Here is a 16,445-nt window from a genome sequence, read left to right on the forward strand (position 1 = left end):
CGGATAAGGCGATGGAAACAGCGAAGCCCGTCATGCTGATTGTCCGCCCGTCGGGCAGGGCGAAGGACGATGTGGAAGTCTGCCGTCGTGCCGGATGGCAGGCGGAAGTGTTGAGTCCGATTGAAATCGAAACCGACGAAGCAAGCCTGAAACGGCTGCCGGAAATGTATGCCCGTGCGGATGCCGTGTTTTGGGTCAGTCCGGCCGCCGTTGAAACCGCCGTCCCGTACCTTAACCTTTCAGACGGCATAAAGGCGCACATTGCCGTAGGGCAAGGCAGCCGCCGTGCCTTGGCGCGTTATGCGGGCGCGGGCGTGTTTGCACCTGAAGACGGCAACGACAGCGAGGCGGTTTTGCGCCTGCCGGTTTGGAACAGTCTGCCCGAAGGTGCGCGCGTATTGTCTGTGCGCGGACACGGCGGGCGGGATTTTCTGATGAATGCCTTGCAGGAGAAAGGTTTTCGGACGGAGGTGGCAGAAGTCTATTTCAGACGGCATAAACCTTTGAACTTTCAAAATTTCCAAACCGAAAATATTGCCGCCGCCTATATTACGTCCACAGAACTTGTGCAGTCGCTGTTTGCACAGCTTCCGCCGCAATTTTCCCGATTCTTCAAATCCTTGCTATACTTTACCCATCATCCGCGCATTGCGGAGGCATTGAAGCGCGAAGGCGTGTGTTCGGTCGAAACCGTCCCTACGCTGGAAGCCGCGCTTTCCTATTCTTCCATTTCCGTTTCAGACGGCATGGTCTTTCCCGGAACCTCAAACCAATAAGGAGCAAAACGGTGGGCGAACCTGAAAACAAATCATCCGAACCCGTACGCGAGATACAGGCATCAAAAGAAATGCCGTCTGAAACCTCTTCCCCACGCAAAGAAAACGAAACAGAAGTACACATTCCCGCCGCTCCTTTTATCGTCAAACAGTCCGGCAGCAACGCTTTGGCGGCCTGCGCCTTGGTATTGGCGGCATTGGGTTTGGGTGCAAGTGGTTTTTTGTTTGTCCAAGGACAGAATGTCTTGAAAAACCAAGAGCTGGCATTCAACCAGAAAATCGACAAAGCCGCCTTGGGCGAGTCGGAAAACGCCGCCCTGCTCAAAGACAACCTCAACCGCCAAAGTGCCATACAGTCCGAACTCGACCGTTTGGACAGCGGTGTCAAAGCCAACGGCGAACAAATCCTGATGACGCAAAAAGCCTATCGCGAGCTGACCAAAGGGCGTGCCGATTGGCTGGTGGACGAAACCGAGACCATACTCAATCTGGCGGCGCAACAGCTGGTGTTGACCGGCAATATCCAAACGGCAGTCGGCGTGTTGGAGCATATCGACAGCCGCCTGTCCCGTTTCGATCAGGCAGAGCTTCTGCCGATCAAACAGGCGGTCAGCAGCGATTTGGCGGAACTGAAAAACCGTCCCTATGTCGATATTTCCGGCACGGCATTGCGCCTCGACCGGTTGGAAACCGCCGTATCCGGACTGCCGCTGATTTTGGACGGCGTATTGAAACCGGGCGTACAGGCCCGCAACGAAGCCGTTTCCGCTTCATGGTGGCAGAACGTATGGGAAAAATCCCTCGGCACATTGAAGGGGCTGGTCGAAATCCGCCGTTTGGAAAACAACGATGCCATGCTGATTTCTCCCGAACAGGCATATTTTGTGCGTGAAAACCTGCGTCTGCGCCTGTTGGATGCGCGCACCGCATTGATGCAGCGCAACGGCGAAGTCTATCAGGGCGATTTGAACAATGCCGAAGCCGCCGTCAGACAGTATTTCGATGCCAAGTCGCCCGCCACGCAGTCGTGGCTGAAAGAACTGGCGGAATTGAAAACACTGGATGTACGCATGACGGCGGATGACGGCTTGAAGACCAGTTTAAATGCCGTCCGCGCCTATCGCGACGGTACGCGCATGACGGCGGCGGAAAATCAAGAAGCGGAACAGGCGGCTTCCGAACCGGCAAACGAAAACACAGCTTCCGAACCGGCTGCCGCATCGGATGTGAAGGCCATAGAAGCACCGTCCCTGCCTTCGGAACGCAAACCGGAACAGCCTGCAAAAAAACAGCCCGCACCGGAAAAGGCAGGGCGTTCGCCGTCCGCTAAAGGAGAACGCGCATGAAAACGGTAGTCTGGATTGTCGTCCTGTTTGCCGCCGCCGTCGGACTGGCGCTGGCTTCGGGCATTTACACCGGCGACGTGTATATCGTACTCGGACAGACCATGCTCAGAATCAACCTGCACGCTTTTGTGTTAGGTTCGCTGATTGCCGTCGTGGTGTGGTATTTCCTGTTTAAATTCATCATCGGCGTACTTAATATCCCCGAAAAGATGCAGCGTTCCGGTTCGGCGCGGAAAGGCCGCAAGGCCGCGCTTGCCTTGAATAAGGCAGGTTTGGCGTATTTCGAAGGGCGTTTTGAAAAGGCGGAACTCGAAGCCTCTCGAGTGTTGGGCAACAAAGAGGCCGGAGACAATCGGACTTTGGCATTGATGCTGGGCGCGCACGCGGCAGGACAGATGGAAAATATCGAGCTGCGCGACCGTTATCTTGCGGAAATCGCCAAACTGCCGGAAAAACAGCAGCTTTCCCGCTACCTGCTGCTGGCGGAATCGGCACTGAACCGGCGCGATTACGAAGCGGCGGAAGCCAATCTTCATGCGGCGGCGAAGATGAATGCCAACCTTACGCGCCTCGTGCGTCTGCAACTTCGTTACGCCTTCGATCGGGGCGATGCGTTGCAGGTTCTGGCAAAAACCGAAAAACTTTCCAAGGCGGGCGCGTTGGGCAAATCGGAAATGGAACGGTATCAAAATTGGGCATACCGCCGCCAGATGGCGGATGCTGCCGATGCCGCCGCTTTGAAAACCTGCCTGAAGCGGATTCCCGACAGCCTCAAAAACGGGGAATTGAGCGTATCGGTTGCGGAAAAGTACGAACGTTTGGGACTGTATGCCGATGCGGTCAAATGGGTCAAACAGCATTATCCGCACAACCGCCGCCCCGAGCTTTTGGAAGCCTTTGTCGAAAGCGTGCGCTTTTTGGGCGAGCGCGAACAGCAGAAAGCCATCGATTTTGCCGATTCTTGGCTGAAAGAACAGCCCGATAACGCGCTTCTGCTGATGTATCTCGGCCGGCTCGCCTACGGCCGCAAACTTTGGGGTAAGGCAAAAGGCTACCTTGAAGCGAGTATTGCACTGAAGCCGAGTATTCCGGCGCGTTTGGTGTTGGCAAAGGTTTTTGACGAAACCGCACAGTCGCAAAAAGCCGAAGCACAGCGCAACTTGGTTTTGGCAAGCGTTGCCGGGGAAAACCGCCCTTCCGCCGAAACCCGTTGAAACCTTCAGACGGCATCGTTGAAATGCCGTCTGAAAACCATTTCACTTGACAAACAGACTGACAGAAAACCCGTATGACTCTTTTAAAAAACGATACCTTCCTCCGCGCCCTGCTCAAACAGCCCGTCGAATACACACCGATTTGGATGATGCGCCAGGCGGGGCGTTATCTGCCCGAATACAAAGCCACACGCGCGAAAGCGGGCAGCTTCCTCGATTTGTGCAAAAACACCGGATTGGCGACCGAAGTCACCATCCAGCCTTTGGAACGCTTCGATTTGGACGCGGCGATTTTGTTTTCCGACATCTTGACCGTTCCCGATGCAATGGGCTTGGGGCTGTATTTTGCCGAAGGCGAAGGCCCGAAATTCAAACGCGCCTTGCAACACGAATCCGACATCGCCAAGCTGCACGTTCCCGACATGGAAAAACTGCAATACGTTTTCGACGCGGTAACTTCCATCCGTAAAGCATTGGACGGCCGCGTACCGCTTATCGGCTTCTCCGGCAGCCCGTTCACGCTCGCCTGTTATATGGTCGAAGGCGGCGGCAGCAAAGAATTCCGCACCATCAAAACCATGATGTACTCGCGCCCCGATTTGCTGTACAAAATCCTCGATACCAACGCCCAAGCCGTTACCGCCTACCTCAACGCCCAAATCGACGCGGGCGCGCAGGCGGTGCAGATTTTCGACACTTGGGGCGGCGTGTTGAGCGACGCGGCGTTTAAAGAGTTCAGCCTCAAATACATCCGCCAAATCGTTGCCGGACTCAAACGTGAAAGCGAAGGTCGCCGCGTGCCTGTTATCGTGTTTGCCAAAGGCGGCGGGCTGTGGCTGGAAAGCATGGCCCAAATCGGCGCAGACGCATTGGGCTTGGACTGGACGTGCAACATCGGCGAAGCACGCCGCCGCGTCGGCAACCAAGTCGCCCTGCAAGGCAACTTCGACCCGTCCGCCCTCTTCGGTACGCCCGAATCCATCCGCACCGAGGTCGCACGTATCCTGACCGGCTACGGACACGGCAGCGGCCATGTCTTCAACCTCGGACACGGCATCAACCAACACGCCGACCCCGAACACGCCAAAATCTTAGTCGACACCGTACACGAGCTGTCGCGGCAGTATCACGGCGGGTAAGCCGGCAGGAAACCGCCCGATATGCCGTCTGAAGAATCGGAAGTTTTCAGACGGCATATGCTTCATTTTGCACTTTGGTACACCAAGCCATTGTGTGGTAGCTTGATATTGGGTAACCAAAAATCTTTTCCCTGCCAACCTTTGTCTTTATTTCCTACTACTTGATAAAGCGTAAGGAATAAATCATTGGGATATTTTTCTCCTAATTTACGGTCGTCTTCCGAAAGCATTGTGCCGGTTGCTCGAGAAAGTTTACGTCCGGTTTTGATCAAAACATAGGTTTTAAAACTTGGACGTTGTGCTTTTAATGCTTCTACACCAGCAATAAATTTTTCCTTATTCCAGTCATCTGGAACATAACGACCCAATTTATCTAGAACCAAGAATAAATCTTCTATATCTATTTGATATAAATCAGATTGAATTTCATCTTTCAAAATAGAAGGCAAAATTTTGTTAATCTCCGATAAATTATCTTCGTTTGGGTGGAGTGGAAAATAATTCACACCACCCACAATTTGATTGATACTATCGAATTTCAATACATTTTTTCGAGTTGGATTGATATTTTTCGGATAAATAACCTGAATATTGCCGCCTGAATTTTTTGCCTGCCCAATAATCAGATTATTTGCTTGATTGAGTTGTACAAAGAAGTAATAGACATCGAACGGAATATAAAGCCGTAATAATGATTTATCGCGGTCATATCCAAAAATACGCGAATGTTGCCAGAAAGTATCTGCATTCGGTTTTTTGGCAGTGCGACTATAATAAACCGTTTGTAGTTTCGGAATAGTCAAGCCACGACCAATCACATTACCACCAATAATGATGTTGAAACCTTTTTCTAAGTCAAAATCTGTTTCTGTCTGCGAGTTAACGACAAGAGTAGAGATTTGTTTATTCTCTAAAAGTGCTGTCAATTTTTCGTATATTTCATCAAAGTGATGAATATCGGGCTTGGTCTTTTGCAAATCCAAATAACTTTCTTTAAAGCTACCTGCAAGGTCTTCCCCATTATTGACTGCTTGCACTAAGTCATTTAAAAAGGCTTGGATCTTCTTTGAAAAGGCTTGATGATCTTGAATTTTATAGCTTGGATGTAGTGCAAAATTACAGTTAGCCTTATCACATAGCGCGAATTCTGCACAGGTTATTAGAAAACTAAGCAATGCCTGTTTTGCTCCTTCGGCAATTTCACCACTTTCGTCTTTCATATCATCCAATTCGCTATCAATAAAACGAACTATATAGCTTGGTGGATCAGAAAAGACAAAGTTGCCGCCGATGTATTTTTCGCCTGCTTCAAAGAAGTGGATAAATTCAGGTTGCCAATCAGATTCTTCATGTTGTAATAAAAGCGATTGAGGCGTGGCAGTCAACTGGATAAACAGGCTTTGACAACAGGAATTTTTGATGTCGTTTAGCAGTTTATTGATAGTACTGGCATCTTTAGCCGGCTTATCAGAATTAGTATTTAGGCTGGCAGCATCGGCTTCATCGTCCACAATAACCAAAGGATAGCCTTTCAGGCTACTTTGACTGGCAAACAAATTACGCCAACGTTTCAATACACGGGCATTCTTTTTAATCACGACCAAGATGGGGTTCTCTGCCTTCATTACTTCCATAAAACTTCGGTCGTCAGCTTCAGACAATACGATAAAGTTTTTCAGATTGGCTTTGGCTCGTTTGACTGTTTGATCCTGTAAATCTACGCTGTCAGTAGTAAGATACAAAAAAACTTTGTGGTCGCCATCATCAGCCAGCGCACTTAATACACCCAAAACCTGTGCCGTTTTGCCACTTTGAACATTGCCCAGCAATAAAACATTTTGGGCGATTTTCGGCTCGGTTTGTGACAATTTTTCCATAAAACCATCAACGGTATTTTTAACAGAATCAGCTAATTCGGGAGGGGTCAATTGGTTCAAGTAGGTTCGCAACATTTAGTTTTTCCCCTTAAATGAGAGCAGCCAAACATCAGGATTATCGGTTGAACGTAACTCAAAATGATCGTTACCGTATTCGCGTAGGGTTTCATGCGTAATCTTCTCGTTATTTTGCAGGCAGCCATGACTTTCCAAACGACCTTTAATCCATTTACCAAGTGTCTTTAAATCATTTTCTGAGCGGAAGTTTTTGGAGTAATCCCCCGATGTCTTGCATTGAAATTGCCAACCATCATCGGTAATAACTGTAAAAGACTTCAGAACCGGATACCCTTCTTGTGAAGTGATGTCTTTGGATACAATCAACTCTACTTCATACCAAGGTCGTGGTTTGACAAACCCTCGTTTATCTCGTCGACCTTCTCCAAAAAATACATTCAAATTACTTTTTTCTTCGGTTTTAGCTGGAATTGAGAAATGATATTCTGACGTTTGGGCAAATAATTGCCGAATCTGTTCTGGTGCAATTTTCTGAACACCCAAACAATTTTCTAAATGGCTATTATGTTCAATAAATTTACTTGGTCTTTCAACTTCTTGGATATTTTTGCCTAGCTTATGAATAGTACTTTGAATATCTGCCTGCAAAATCTGTGCAGGCTTACCGTTCAAATGCAACATAGTTTCATAAGTACGTTCCGTGCTATCCCAAAAACACGTTAAGTTAGCAGAACCAATTAATCCATTGATTTTTTGATAATTTTTAAAGGAATACATTTTGCCGTGAAATTTCACAAAGGGGGAAACATAGACGGCTCCTCTTTTCTCATGTCGCAAAAAATCATTTAGTTTACATAAGCTGTCATATTGTAAATGGCTAAAACCTTCCAAATAATGCATTCCGACCAATAAATCTATTTTTTGAATATGATCGTTTAGCTCCAAAATTTTATGTAACTCAACCACTGCGTCATTAGATACATAACCTGTCGCCATCAACACTTCATCCGCTGATTTAAATAAATCCATCCAAACCGCATTAAGAGATTTTTCAGTGATTTTGGCATTGGCGATATTGGAAAAAACTGTATTCATTGTTTTCCCCCTCGAATTTTGCTTAGTCGGTCATGGAATAAAATTTCTTTTTCTTCGACTAATTTCTCATGCAAATCTACTTTCTCATAGTTGTCTGAAAAAATCGGTAAAATGCTTTTTGCCAGTTCAACCACGCCCTGAGGAGGAACAGCATTACCAATCTGGCGACGTACTTCAGTTGTTGATCCGACAAACTCAAAATCATCAGGAAAACTTTGAAGCCTTGCTCGTTCTCTATTAGTAAAAGCACGCGGTTCAGGGAAGTGATAGCCCCAAGTACCACCGCCACCTGCTGCAATAATTGTTTTTGATGGCTCGTTCCGATGCATACGACGATAAACGTGGCTAATCATACCTTTCACATATAAAGGATGATCTTTAGGAATATCGGTAAAATTTCCACCTTCAGGAATTAATTCCAACATACGGCGTGTTTTATCGCTGATTTTCAGTAATTCATTATTACTGGCATTTTGTGGAATATTGGATATGGCCTGACCTGCTGTTACATATGGTTTTAAGCCGTTTTCGCCAGTTTCATTGTGCGTCGGTTCCGGATGGCGAAAATCAAATCCTGTATCCAAACGTACTCCGACAATCAGCACACGTTCACGAAATTGAGGTACGCCAAATTCTGCAAAGTTATACAGCTTCGCCTGAACGTAATAACCGCAATTTTCAAAGTCGGTAATAATTTGCTGGATGGCTTTTTTCTTGTTGGCAGTCAATAAACCTTTCACATTCTCAGCAACAAAAACTTTCGGTTTTTTTGCATTTACAAAACGTAAAAAGCTTTTATAAAGATTGCCGCGCTCACCCTCTAAGCCCGGCTGTTTCCAAATCATGGAAAAATCTTGACAAGGGAATCCGCCTAAAATGATGTCGCAATCGGGAATAGTTGGATCATTCGGATTAATTTGTTCAATATCACCTTCTACGATGACATCGCCGATATTTTTACGGAAACTTTCGCAAGCCCAATGGGAGAAATCGTTCGCCCAAACAGTTTCACAACCAGCTTGATGAAAGCCCAAATCCAAACCGCCACATCCTGAAAATAGAGATAGGATTTTTGGTTTGTTACTAGAAGAATTAAGATTTGAGATTTGTTTAGATAGCATAGGATTTCACTCCTATGCATAAATTTGATAAAAATCCTTGTATGGATTTTAAAGGTGAACTATGCTCTGAACGCAACGCAACGCAACGCAACGCAACGCAACGCAACGCAACGCAACGCAACGCAACGCAACGCAATTCTACCATTATATTTAATGGGAAAGTCATTGTTTGGGATTCCTGTTTTGTATTTTCCGTCATTATGCCGCAAAATAACAGAAAGCCACCCTTGTTTGTATCGTGATATGGTCTTGTAATCAAAATTAACAAACTAATAATAAAAAATTTTTTAGAAAAGAAGTTTCAGACGATTTTTTTACACTTCAAAAATCCCATAGGGAAAACATCATGGCAAAAACGCTTAAAACCCTTTACCAATGCACCGAATGCGGCGGCACTTCCCCGAAATGGCAGGGCAAATGTCCGCATTGCGGCGAGTGGAACACGCTTCAGGAAAGCTTTGCCGCGCCCGAGCCGAAAAACGCCCGATTCCAATCTTGGGCGGCGGACGCTTCGACCGTCCAATCCCTCTCCGCCGTTACCGCTGCCGAAGTGCCGCGCAATCCGACCGGTATGGGCGAACTCGACCGCGTATTGGGCGGCGGTTTGGTCGATGGCGCGGTCATCCTGCTCGGCGGCGATCCCGGCATCGGCAAATCCACGCTGTTGTTGCAAACCATCGCCAAAATGGCGCAAAGCCGCAAAGTGCTGTACGTTTCCGGCGAAGAATCCGCCCAACAGGTCGCCCTGCGCTCGCAACGTTTGGAACTGCACGCCGAAGGCGTAAACCTGCTTGCCGAAATCCGCATGGAAGCGATTCAGGCGGCCTTGAAACAGCATCAGCCCGAAGTCGTCGTTATCGATTCCATCCAAACCATGTATTCCGACCAAATCACGTCCGCCCCCGGTTCCGTGTCGCAGGTGCGCGAATGTGCCGCCCAACTGACGCGTATGGCGAAACAAATGGGTATCGCCATGATACTGGTCGGACACGTTACCAAAGACGGAGCGATTGCCGGCCCGCGCGTGCTGGAACATATGGTCGATACCGTGCTGTATTTCGAGGGCGACCAACATTCCAACTACCGCATGATACGCGCCATCAAAAACCGTTTCGGCGCGGCAAACGAATTGGGCGTGTTCGCGATGACCGAAAACGGTTTGAAAGGCGTATCCAACCCGTCCGCCATCTTCCTCGCCAGCTACCGCGACGACACGCCCGGTTCGTGCGTTTTGGTTACACAGGAAGGCAGCCGCCCGCTTTTGGTCGAAATTCAGGCATTGGTCGATGACGCGCACGGCTTCACACCCAAACGCCTCAGCGTCGGATTGGAACAAAACCGCCTTGCGATGCTGCTTGCCGTGTTAAACCGGCACGGCGGCATCGCCTGTTTCGATCAGGATGTTTTTTTAAACGCCGTCGGCGGCGTGAAAATCGGCGAACCGGCGGCGGATTTGGCGGTCATCCTCGCGATGCTTTCCAGCTTCCGCAACCGCCCTATGCCTGAAAAAACCGTGGTCTTCGGTGAAATCGGCCTAAGCGGCGAAGTCCGCCCCGTCGCACGCGGACAAGAGCGGCTCAAAGAAGCGGAAAAGCTCGGCTTCAAACGCGCCATCGTCCCCAAAGCCAATATGCCGCGCAATGCCAAAGAGTTTCCGAACCTGAAAATCCACGGCGTTTCAAGTTTGCAGGAAGCCATCGATATTTGCCGCGACAGCAGGGAATAAACGGAAATGCCGTCTGAAATCAGGTTTCAGACGGCATTTGGTTTGTGGCGGATTGAAACAAGAAGGCATACCGGCGACAGATAAGATTTGCGGCAAAGTTGCCTGTGATATGGCAAAACGCATACGCCCGTCATCCCTGCGAAGGCGGGAATCCGGAATCGTCCGTTTCGGCAATGATTGGAAATCACGGTAACCCAACCGCTTGGATTCCCGACTTCGGGGGAATGAGGGGCGTGTGCATTTGATTTCCATCCGCCATATGTCGGCGACGGGCTTATTCGCCTACGGTTTTTTGTATCAGTTTTTCGGCGTTTGCCAAAGTGTTTGCCACTTCGTCGAAACTGATGCGGCTGCCGACGATGAGGGCGCGCGTATCGGTATAGGCGGTGCGTACTTTGCCGTCCGTTTCGGTAACGAGGACGCGCAGGGGCAGTTGCAGGGCGAAGGCGGGGTCTTTGACCATCAGCGGCGTACCGGCCTTGGGCGTGCCGAAGACGATGACTTTTGCCGGCTGCATGGTCAGGCCGTTTCGGCGTGCCGCTTCCTGATGGTCGATGACGGCAAAAATGTCCATCCCTTTGCTTTTTATGGCGGTTTCAAGGCGGCTGACGGTTTCGTCAAAACTGTATTTCGAGGTGAGGGTGTGCGTGGTCATAGCGGTTTCGTTTTGGGTGGGCGGTTTGTCGGCAGGGTGTGCCGAAGCGGTTGAAATGCAGAGTGCGGATGCGGCGATCAGGGGGAGTATGTGTTTCATCGTATTTCCTTATCGGTTTGTTTATCGGGCTTCGGACGGGGCGGCACGCGCCGCGCCTGATGCCGTGCCGCGTGCCGGAACGCCGTATGCCGTCTGAAAGCCTGTCCTTTCAGACGGCATTGCGTCATTTCATCCCTTTTTTGAGCAGGTCTTCATAACCGCCGTGATTGGCAACATTTGTATAACCTGCTTTTTTCAGCTCTTGAAGGGCGGCTTCGGCACGCCGTCCGCTGCGGCAGTAGAGGTTGACCGGCGTGTCTTTGTCGGGCGCGGCTTCGTATATGCGGCGGACGATTTGGTCGACGGGGATGTTGACCGCGTTGTGCAAATGACCTTCGCTAAATTCCTGTTCGGAACGGACATCGATCCAAACGGCTGAATGTTGCGCGGTTTGGGCGGCGGATACGGGTTTTTGCGGGGCTGCCTGCGTGGCAAAGGCGGCTGAGGCAATGAGTGCGGCGGTAATCAATTGTTTGATATTCATAGGGTTCTCCTGCGGTTGTCGTCTTAAGGGACGGGAAGTTATTTTATCTGTTCCAAAGCGGCGGCATCTATGTCCCAACGCCAAACGCCGCCGCCTTTGCCATCCAATCCGCGCAAAAACAGGTAGCGGACGGAAACGGCGGCGGGCGGTTGTCCGCGCAGTTTGAAGTAGCGCGCGGCGGCAACGGCGTAAATCAGTGCCTGAAGGTAATAGTGCTGGTGCGCGACGGCTTCGTCCATCGCCTGCCGCGTGTAGGCGGATAGGTGGTTGGATTTGTAGTCGATGATGCAGATATTGCCGTCGGGGTCTTGGCAGACCATATCGATAAAGCCGTTTAAAAAGCCGTTGACGGTGTGGAAGTCGAGCGTCTCGGCGGCGGCACGGCAGACTTCGGGCAGCCTGATGTCGTCGCGGGCAAGCCAGTCGCGCAGCCGTTTGAGGCCGAAGTCTTCGGTGTGGAGGGTAAAGCCCATTTCGGGACGGCGGCACCCGGGCGGGATGTCGGACAGGCCGTATGCCCCAGTCAGCGGCGTTTTGCGGCAGGCTTCCGCCATTTCGGCAACGGCGGGCAGCCATATTTCTTCAAAACCGTATTTTTTCAGCTTGTCGGCAATGAGGGTTTCCTGTTCGGCGGCTGCTTGTCCGAATTTGAAATCTTCAAGAATTTCGTGCAGGCACAGCCCCGCCTGCGTGCCTTTCGGAAAGTCGTGTATCGATATGCCGTCTGAAGCCGTCGGCGTTTCAGACGGCATCGCCGGCACCGAGGTTTCGGCGGCATCCAAGGACGGGCAGGCATCTTCTTCGCCGCCGTCGGGCGTTTGGGTTTGGCGGCTTAAGGCGGTGAAGCTGGTGTGGCGGACAAATCGGAATCCGCGTTCGGGAATGCTGTTTGCGGCAAATTCGGCGGCTTGATCGGCGTTGCCGCGATAGGCGGCAGGGGGCGGCGCATCTTCTGTGAAGGCGAAATCCGTGCCGGCCGGGGCATTGTCCGCCACGCGCCGCCAGTTGCGTTTGAGCATCGTTATGCCGTCTTTTTCACACGCATAGGTACGGCGGACGGTTTCGCGGCTGTCTTGCGGCAAGCCTTCGATCAGGTAGGCAAGGGGGTTGTCGGCGGTATCGGAAGAATAGGCGGCGTAGATGTTGAGCTGTTCCTCGGCACGCGTCAGCGCGACATAAAGCAGGCGCAGGCGTTCCGCCATTTCTTCGTCGGCGTATTGCTTCTGTTCGCTTTCCGACAGTTGCGCCTTTGCCAAAAGTTCGGCCCGGTTTGCGCCTTGGTGGAGGATTTGCCAGTCGGACGGTCCGGTATCTTGCGCGTCCCACGCAAACGGGCAGTACACCAGCGGATACTGCAAACCTTTCGAGGCGTGCATGGTAACGATTTTGACCAAATCTTCGTCGCTTTCCAAACGGATGGCGCGGTTGTCGCCGCCGTTGTTGCCGGCCAGGCTGATTTGATCGCGCAGCCATTTGTGCAGTGCGGCGGGGTTGCGGTTTTGCGCGTCTTCGGCGGCAAGCAGTTCGAGCAGTTGGAAATAATTGGTCAGGCTGCGCCCGTTGTTCCGGCTTAAGAGGCGCGTTTCGATGCCGTGTGTTTGGGAAAACTGCTGCATAGCGGCGAAAATGCCGTATTTTTGCCATATGTCGAGCGCGGTTCGGGCAGATTCCGCCCAATGCAAAATCTCGCTTTCGTTTTGGTTGAAGTCGTGCAATTGCTGCGCGTCATAACCGAATATGCCGCTTGTCAGGACAAAGCGCAGCGTTCCGGCGCGGCGCGGTTCGAGCCAGAAGCCGATGAGCGCGGACAGGGCGGCGGCTTCGGGCGAGGCGAACACGGATTCGCGCGAAAGCAGGACGCTTTGCACCTGCCGTTTTTTCAGTGCGGCGGAAATCATCACCGCCTCGTTGTGCGTGCGTACCAGAACGGCAATATCGCCCGACTGCAACGGGCGGCCTTTGAAATTCAGACGGCCTCCGGAGGCTTCGTTGAGCGCGCGGGCGATTTCGTCGGCGCAATAGTCGGCGGCACGGCGGCGCAAAACGTCTTTGTTGGCTTTTTCATTGTCGTTCTCGTGCAGCCAACGGAGCTGTACGGCAGGACGTTTGGGCGACAACCTGCTTTCGGCACGCGCCGCACCGACTTCCGAATAGCCGATGTTTTCCAAAACGAACGGGCGTTCTTTGAGGCGGAACAGCGCGCCGATGCTGCCGATAAGCGCGGCGTGGCTGCGGTAGTTGGTGGCGAGCGTGTAGCGGTGCCGCGCGTCTTCCGCCGCCTGAAGGTAGGCGTAAATGTCCGCACCGCGAAAGCTGTAAATCGCCTGTTTGGGGTCGCCGACGAGGAACAGCGGGCGGTTTCGGGCGATGAAAATCTTTTGGAAGATTTCGTATTGCAGCGGGTCGGTGTCTTGGAACTCGTCGATCAGCGCGATTTCCCAGTTTTCGGCAACGGCGCGGGCGGGGGTTTCGGCGTGCGGATTGTCGGTCAGCGCGGTGTGGACATCGAGCAGCAGGTCGTCGAAACCGCGTTCGCGGCGCGATTTTTTCATTTCGGCAAGGCTGCTGTTGAGATATTCGATTAAATCCAGTTGCAGCCGGATCATTGTTGCTTCTTCCGCTTCTTCGAGTGCGTTCAAATCGCGCCCGAAGTCTGCCAGTTTCTGCAATTCGGCAAATACTGCCGCATCGGGCGTTTTGCCTTTTTTCAGTCCGGCTTCGAGTTTGTCGGATGAGAGTTTCAAGAGCCGTTCGTGCGTGTCTTTGTCCAGAAAGGGCAGTTGTCCGGCGGCGGATTTTTGTGCCAGTTCTTTAAAAAGGTTGCCGAAGCTGTTTTTGCGGTAACTGTTGCCGTTGAGGTCGGGATGGATGCGCCAAAAGCCGGCTTCCAGCTCGGGCAGCAGGCGGCAGACGGTTTGCCATGAGGTTTCGGCGTCGCGCTGCGCCTGTTTCAAATCCGCCTGCGGACGGCGGAAATTCAGGTACGGGCGGGACAGGTAGGCGCGGATTTGGGCAAGGACGGTTTGCGGCACAGCTTTGCGTTTAAACGCCAATGCGGCAAGCACCGGGTCGCCGCTGACGCGTTCCCGCCAAAAATCTTGAGCCGGGACAAGCAGGCGGTCGCCGTCTTCTTCGGTCAGTTCGACATCGAACGGTGCTTGGCACAGGAAGGCGTAGTCGCGCAGGATGCGCTGGCAGAAGCCGTGGATGGTGTAGATGGCGGCGTTGTCGAATTGCCCGATGGCGGCCTTGAGGCGGACAATCAGACGCGTCCGGCTTTCTTTTTGCAAAGCCTGTTCCAAGAGTGCGGGCAGGAAGGTGTCGCCTTCGTGGTGTTCGGCGCAGTAGGCGGCAATGCCGTCTGAAAGCGTGTCGTCTCCAAGTTCGGCAATTTCTTTGCTTTCCAAAACCTGCAACACATCGTCCAAACGCGCGCGCAGGCGTGTTTTCAGCTCGGCAGTGGCGGCTTTGGTGAAGGTAACGACCAATACGCGCTCGACGCTTTTTTGTTCCAATACGATCAGGCGCGTAAACAGGGCGGCAATGCCGTAGGTTTTGCCGGTGCCGGCAGAGGCCTCAATCAGGTTGGTGCCGGAAATGGGGGCGGTCAGCGGGTCGAATGCTCGGATGGGTGCGGACATAGCGTGTATGAAAACGGTTGGACGGTAAAACGGGAAAATGCCGTCTGAAAAAGGGTTTCAGACGGCATCGTCCGGCTTAGAGGTTTTGCAGGCGTTCGACAGACGGCGCGTAGTAGTATCCGCCCGAAACGGCGGCGGAGAGGTGTCGGAGCAGCAGGTCGGTTTTGCCGTCCGTGTCGCCGAACATACTCAATAATTGCGCTTCGATATTATGCAGCGTGCGGCAGTATGCGGTAAACATCAAACCGTGTTCGCCGCTGATTTTGCCGAAGGGCAGGCTGCGGCGGACGATTTTCAGGCCGACTCCGTTTTCTTTCAGGTTGACGCGGCCGAGGTGCGAATCGGGCAGGCGGACATCGCGGCTGAATTCGTCGTCGGTTTCCTTGCTGCGTCCGACCGAGGCCTCCTGTTCGGCGACGGGGACGGCATCCCATTTTTTCAAATCGTGCAGGTATTTTTGCAGCAGGACATAGCTGCCGCCTGCATCGGGCAGCCCTTCGGGGATGATGGCGACTTCGCGGATTGTTTCATCGCCTTGCGGGTTTTCCGTGCCGTCGACGAAACCGTCCAGCCCGCGATCCTGATACAGGCGCAAACCGTGTTCTTCGGACGCGACGCATATGCTGTCGCCGAACGCGCCCAAAACGGATTGGGCAAGCGCGTAGGCTGCGTTTTGGCGGAAGGATTGGATGTGGATGGACATATCGTGCTGCGTGGACGGCGCAAGCCCGTTGCCCATTTCGGGGAAGGGTTTGATTTCACTGCCTTCGTCCGTGTGTCCGAATGTTGCCCAAGCTTTGCTGCCGAAGGCGATGGTCAGACCCAAAATATCGTCCGGAAAGCGGGCTTTCAAGGCGGATAACGCGTCGAGCGAAGCGCGGCAGGCGGCTTTAATATCGTTGAGGCGGTTGGCGGCGAAGTCGGCTTCGATAAAGATGCCGGCTTGGGCGTGGTCGGGAATGATGGCGGATTGGGGCGTGTTCATGAGATGTTCCTTTTTGGTGTCATCTGTTTCGGGTGGATTATAGCACCGAATCGGCAGGCGGATTTTTGCCGGAACGGCGTGCGTGAATCCGCCGTTTGCATACCTGATGCCGCTTTTCGGTTTCGTGCCGCCCGCCGCCTTTCCCGCCCCCTTTATTTCCGCTTCCGGCGGCTTCGGCATATCTTTCCCATTCCGATTTGGAATAACCATATAAAAAAAGTATTCTTTGTGTTTGCCGCAATTTCACTTAGAATGCCGCACTTGCACAC

General features: G+C 52.0%; 12 protein-coding genes. 5 read left to right on the plus strand and 7 right to left on the minus strand.

The window, feature by feature from the left end:
• The first annotated feature begins 11 nt into the window (after positions 1–11).
• The 4 genes from HT085_RS02210 (at position 12) to hemE (ending at position 4,475) form a co-directional block, all read left to right on the plus strand.
• Positions 12–776, plus strand: coding sequence for a uroporphyrinogen-III synthase (locus HT085_RS02210; RefSeq protein ID WP_003687770.1), 765 nt, complete (start codon positions 12–14; stop codon positions 774–776).
• A gap of 11 nt (positions 777–787) precedes the next feature.
• Entirely contained in the window at positions 788–2,122 is a 1,335-nt protein-coding gene (locus tag HT085_RS02215; RefSeq protein WP_003687772.1) for a uroporphyrinogen-III C-methyltransferase, read from the plus strand.
• The gene (locus HT085_RS02220) at positions 2,119–3,336 is read left to right on the plus strand and encodes a heme biosynthesis protein HemY (protein ID WP_003690816.1); all 1,218 of its coding nucleotides are present in this window, start codon (positions 2,119–2,121) and stop codon (positions 3,334–3,336) included. The genes HT085_RS02215 and HT085_RS02220 overlap by 4 nt, the downstream gene beginning before the upstream one ends.
• A 74-nt stretch (positions 3,337–3,410) precedes the next feature.
• Positions 3,411–4,475: a uroporphyrinogen decarboxylase gene (gene hemE, locus HT085_RS02225; RefSeq protein ID WP_003687774.1), complete on the plus strand. Its 1,065-nt coding sequence runs from the start codon at positions 3,411–3,413 to the stop codon at positions 4,473–4,475.
• 62 nt (positions 4,476–4,537) lie between these two features.
• Here hemE and HT085_RS02230 read toward each other — a convergent pair whose 3' ends face one another.
• The 3 genes from HT085_RS02230 to HT085_RS02240 are packed head-to-tail and all read right to left on the minus strand — an operon-like array spanning position 4,538 to position 8,586.
• Entirely contained in the window at positions 4,538–6,427 is a 1,890-nt protein-coding gene (locus HT085_RS02230) for a Z1 domain-containing protein (RefSeq protein ID WP_003687775.1), read from the minus strand.
• Entirely contained in the window at positions 6,428–7,465 is a 1,038-nt protein-coding gene (locus HT085_RS02235) for a restriction endonuclease PLD domain-containing protein (protein WP_003687776.1), read from the minus strand.
• Positions 7,462–8,586, minus strand: a complete 1,125-nt coding sequence (locus tag HT085_RS02240; RefSeq protein WP_003687777.1) for a DNA cytosine methyltransferase — start codon at positions 8,584–8,586, stop codon at positions 7,462–7,464. The genes HT085_RS02235 and HT085_RS02240 overlap by 4 nt, the downstream gene beginning before the upstream one ends.
• Positions 8,587–8,932: 346 nt before the next feature.
• Between HT085_RS02240 and radA the strand changes: the two genes are divergently transcribed.
• Positions 8,933–10,312, plus strand: coding sequence for a DNA repair protein RadA (radA, locus tag HT085_RS02245; RefSeq protein ID WP_003690821.1), 1,380 nt, complete (start codon positions 8,933–8,935; stop codon positions 10,310–10,312).
• A 274-nt stretch (positions 10,313–10,586) separates the two neighbouring features.
• Here radA and HT085_RS02250 read toward each other — a convergent pair whose 3' ends face one another.
• The 4 genes from HT085_RS02250 to HT085_RS02265 form a co-directional block, all read right to left on the minus strand.
• Entirely contained in the window at positions 10,587–11,066 is a 480-nt protein-coding gene (locus HT085_RS02250; protein WP_003687780.1) for a DUF302 domain-containing protein, read from the minus strand.
• Between the two features lie 124 nt (positions 11,067–11,190).
• The gene (locus tag HT085_RS02255; protein WP_003687781.1) at positions 11,191–11,550 is read right to left on the minus strand and encodes a rhodanese-like domain-containing protein; all 360 of its coding nucleotides are present in this window, start codon (positions 11,548–11,550) and stop codon (positions 11,191–11,193) included.
• Between the two features lie 38 nt (positions 11,551–11,588).
• The gene (recB, locus tag HT085_RS02260; protein ID WP_003690825.1) at positions 11,589–15,191 is read right to left on the minus strand and encodes an exodeoxyribonuclease V subunit beta; all 3,603 of its coding nucleotides are present in this window, start codon (positions 15,189–15,191) and stop codon (positions 11,589–11,591) included.
• 76 nt (positions 15,192–15,267) lie between these two features.
• A complete protein-coding gene (locus HT085_RS02265; RefSeq protein ID WP_010357322.1) occupies positions 15,268–16,176 on the minus strand; it encodes a Dyp-type peroxidase in 909 nt (302 codons plus the stop codon).
• Positions 16,177–16,445 lie beyond the last annotated feature (269 nt).

This window comes from Neisseria gonorrhoeae (assembly GCF_013030075.1).
GTDB lineage: Bacteria > Pseudomonadota > Gammaproteobacteria > Burkholderiales > Neisseriaceae > Neisseria > Neisseria gonorrhoeae.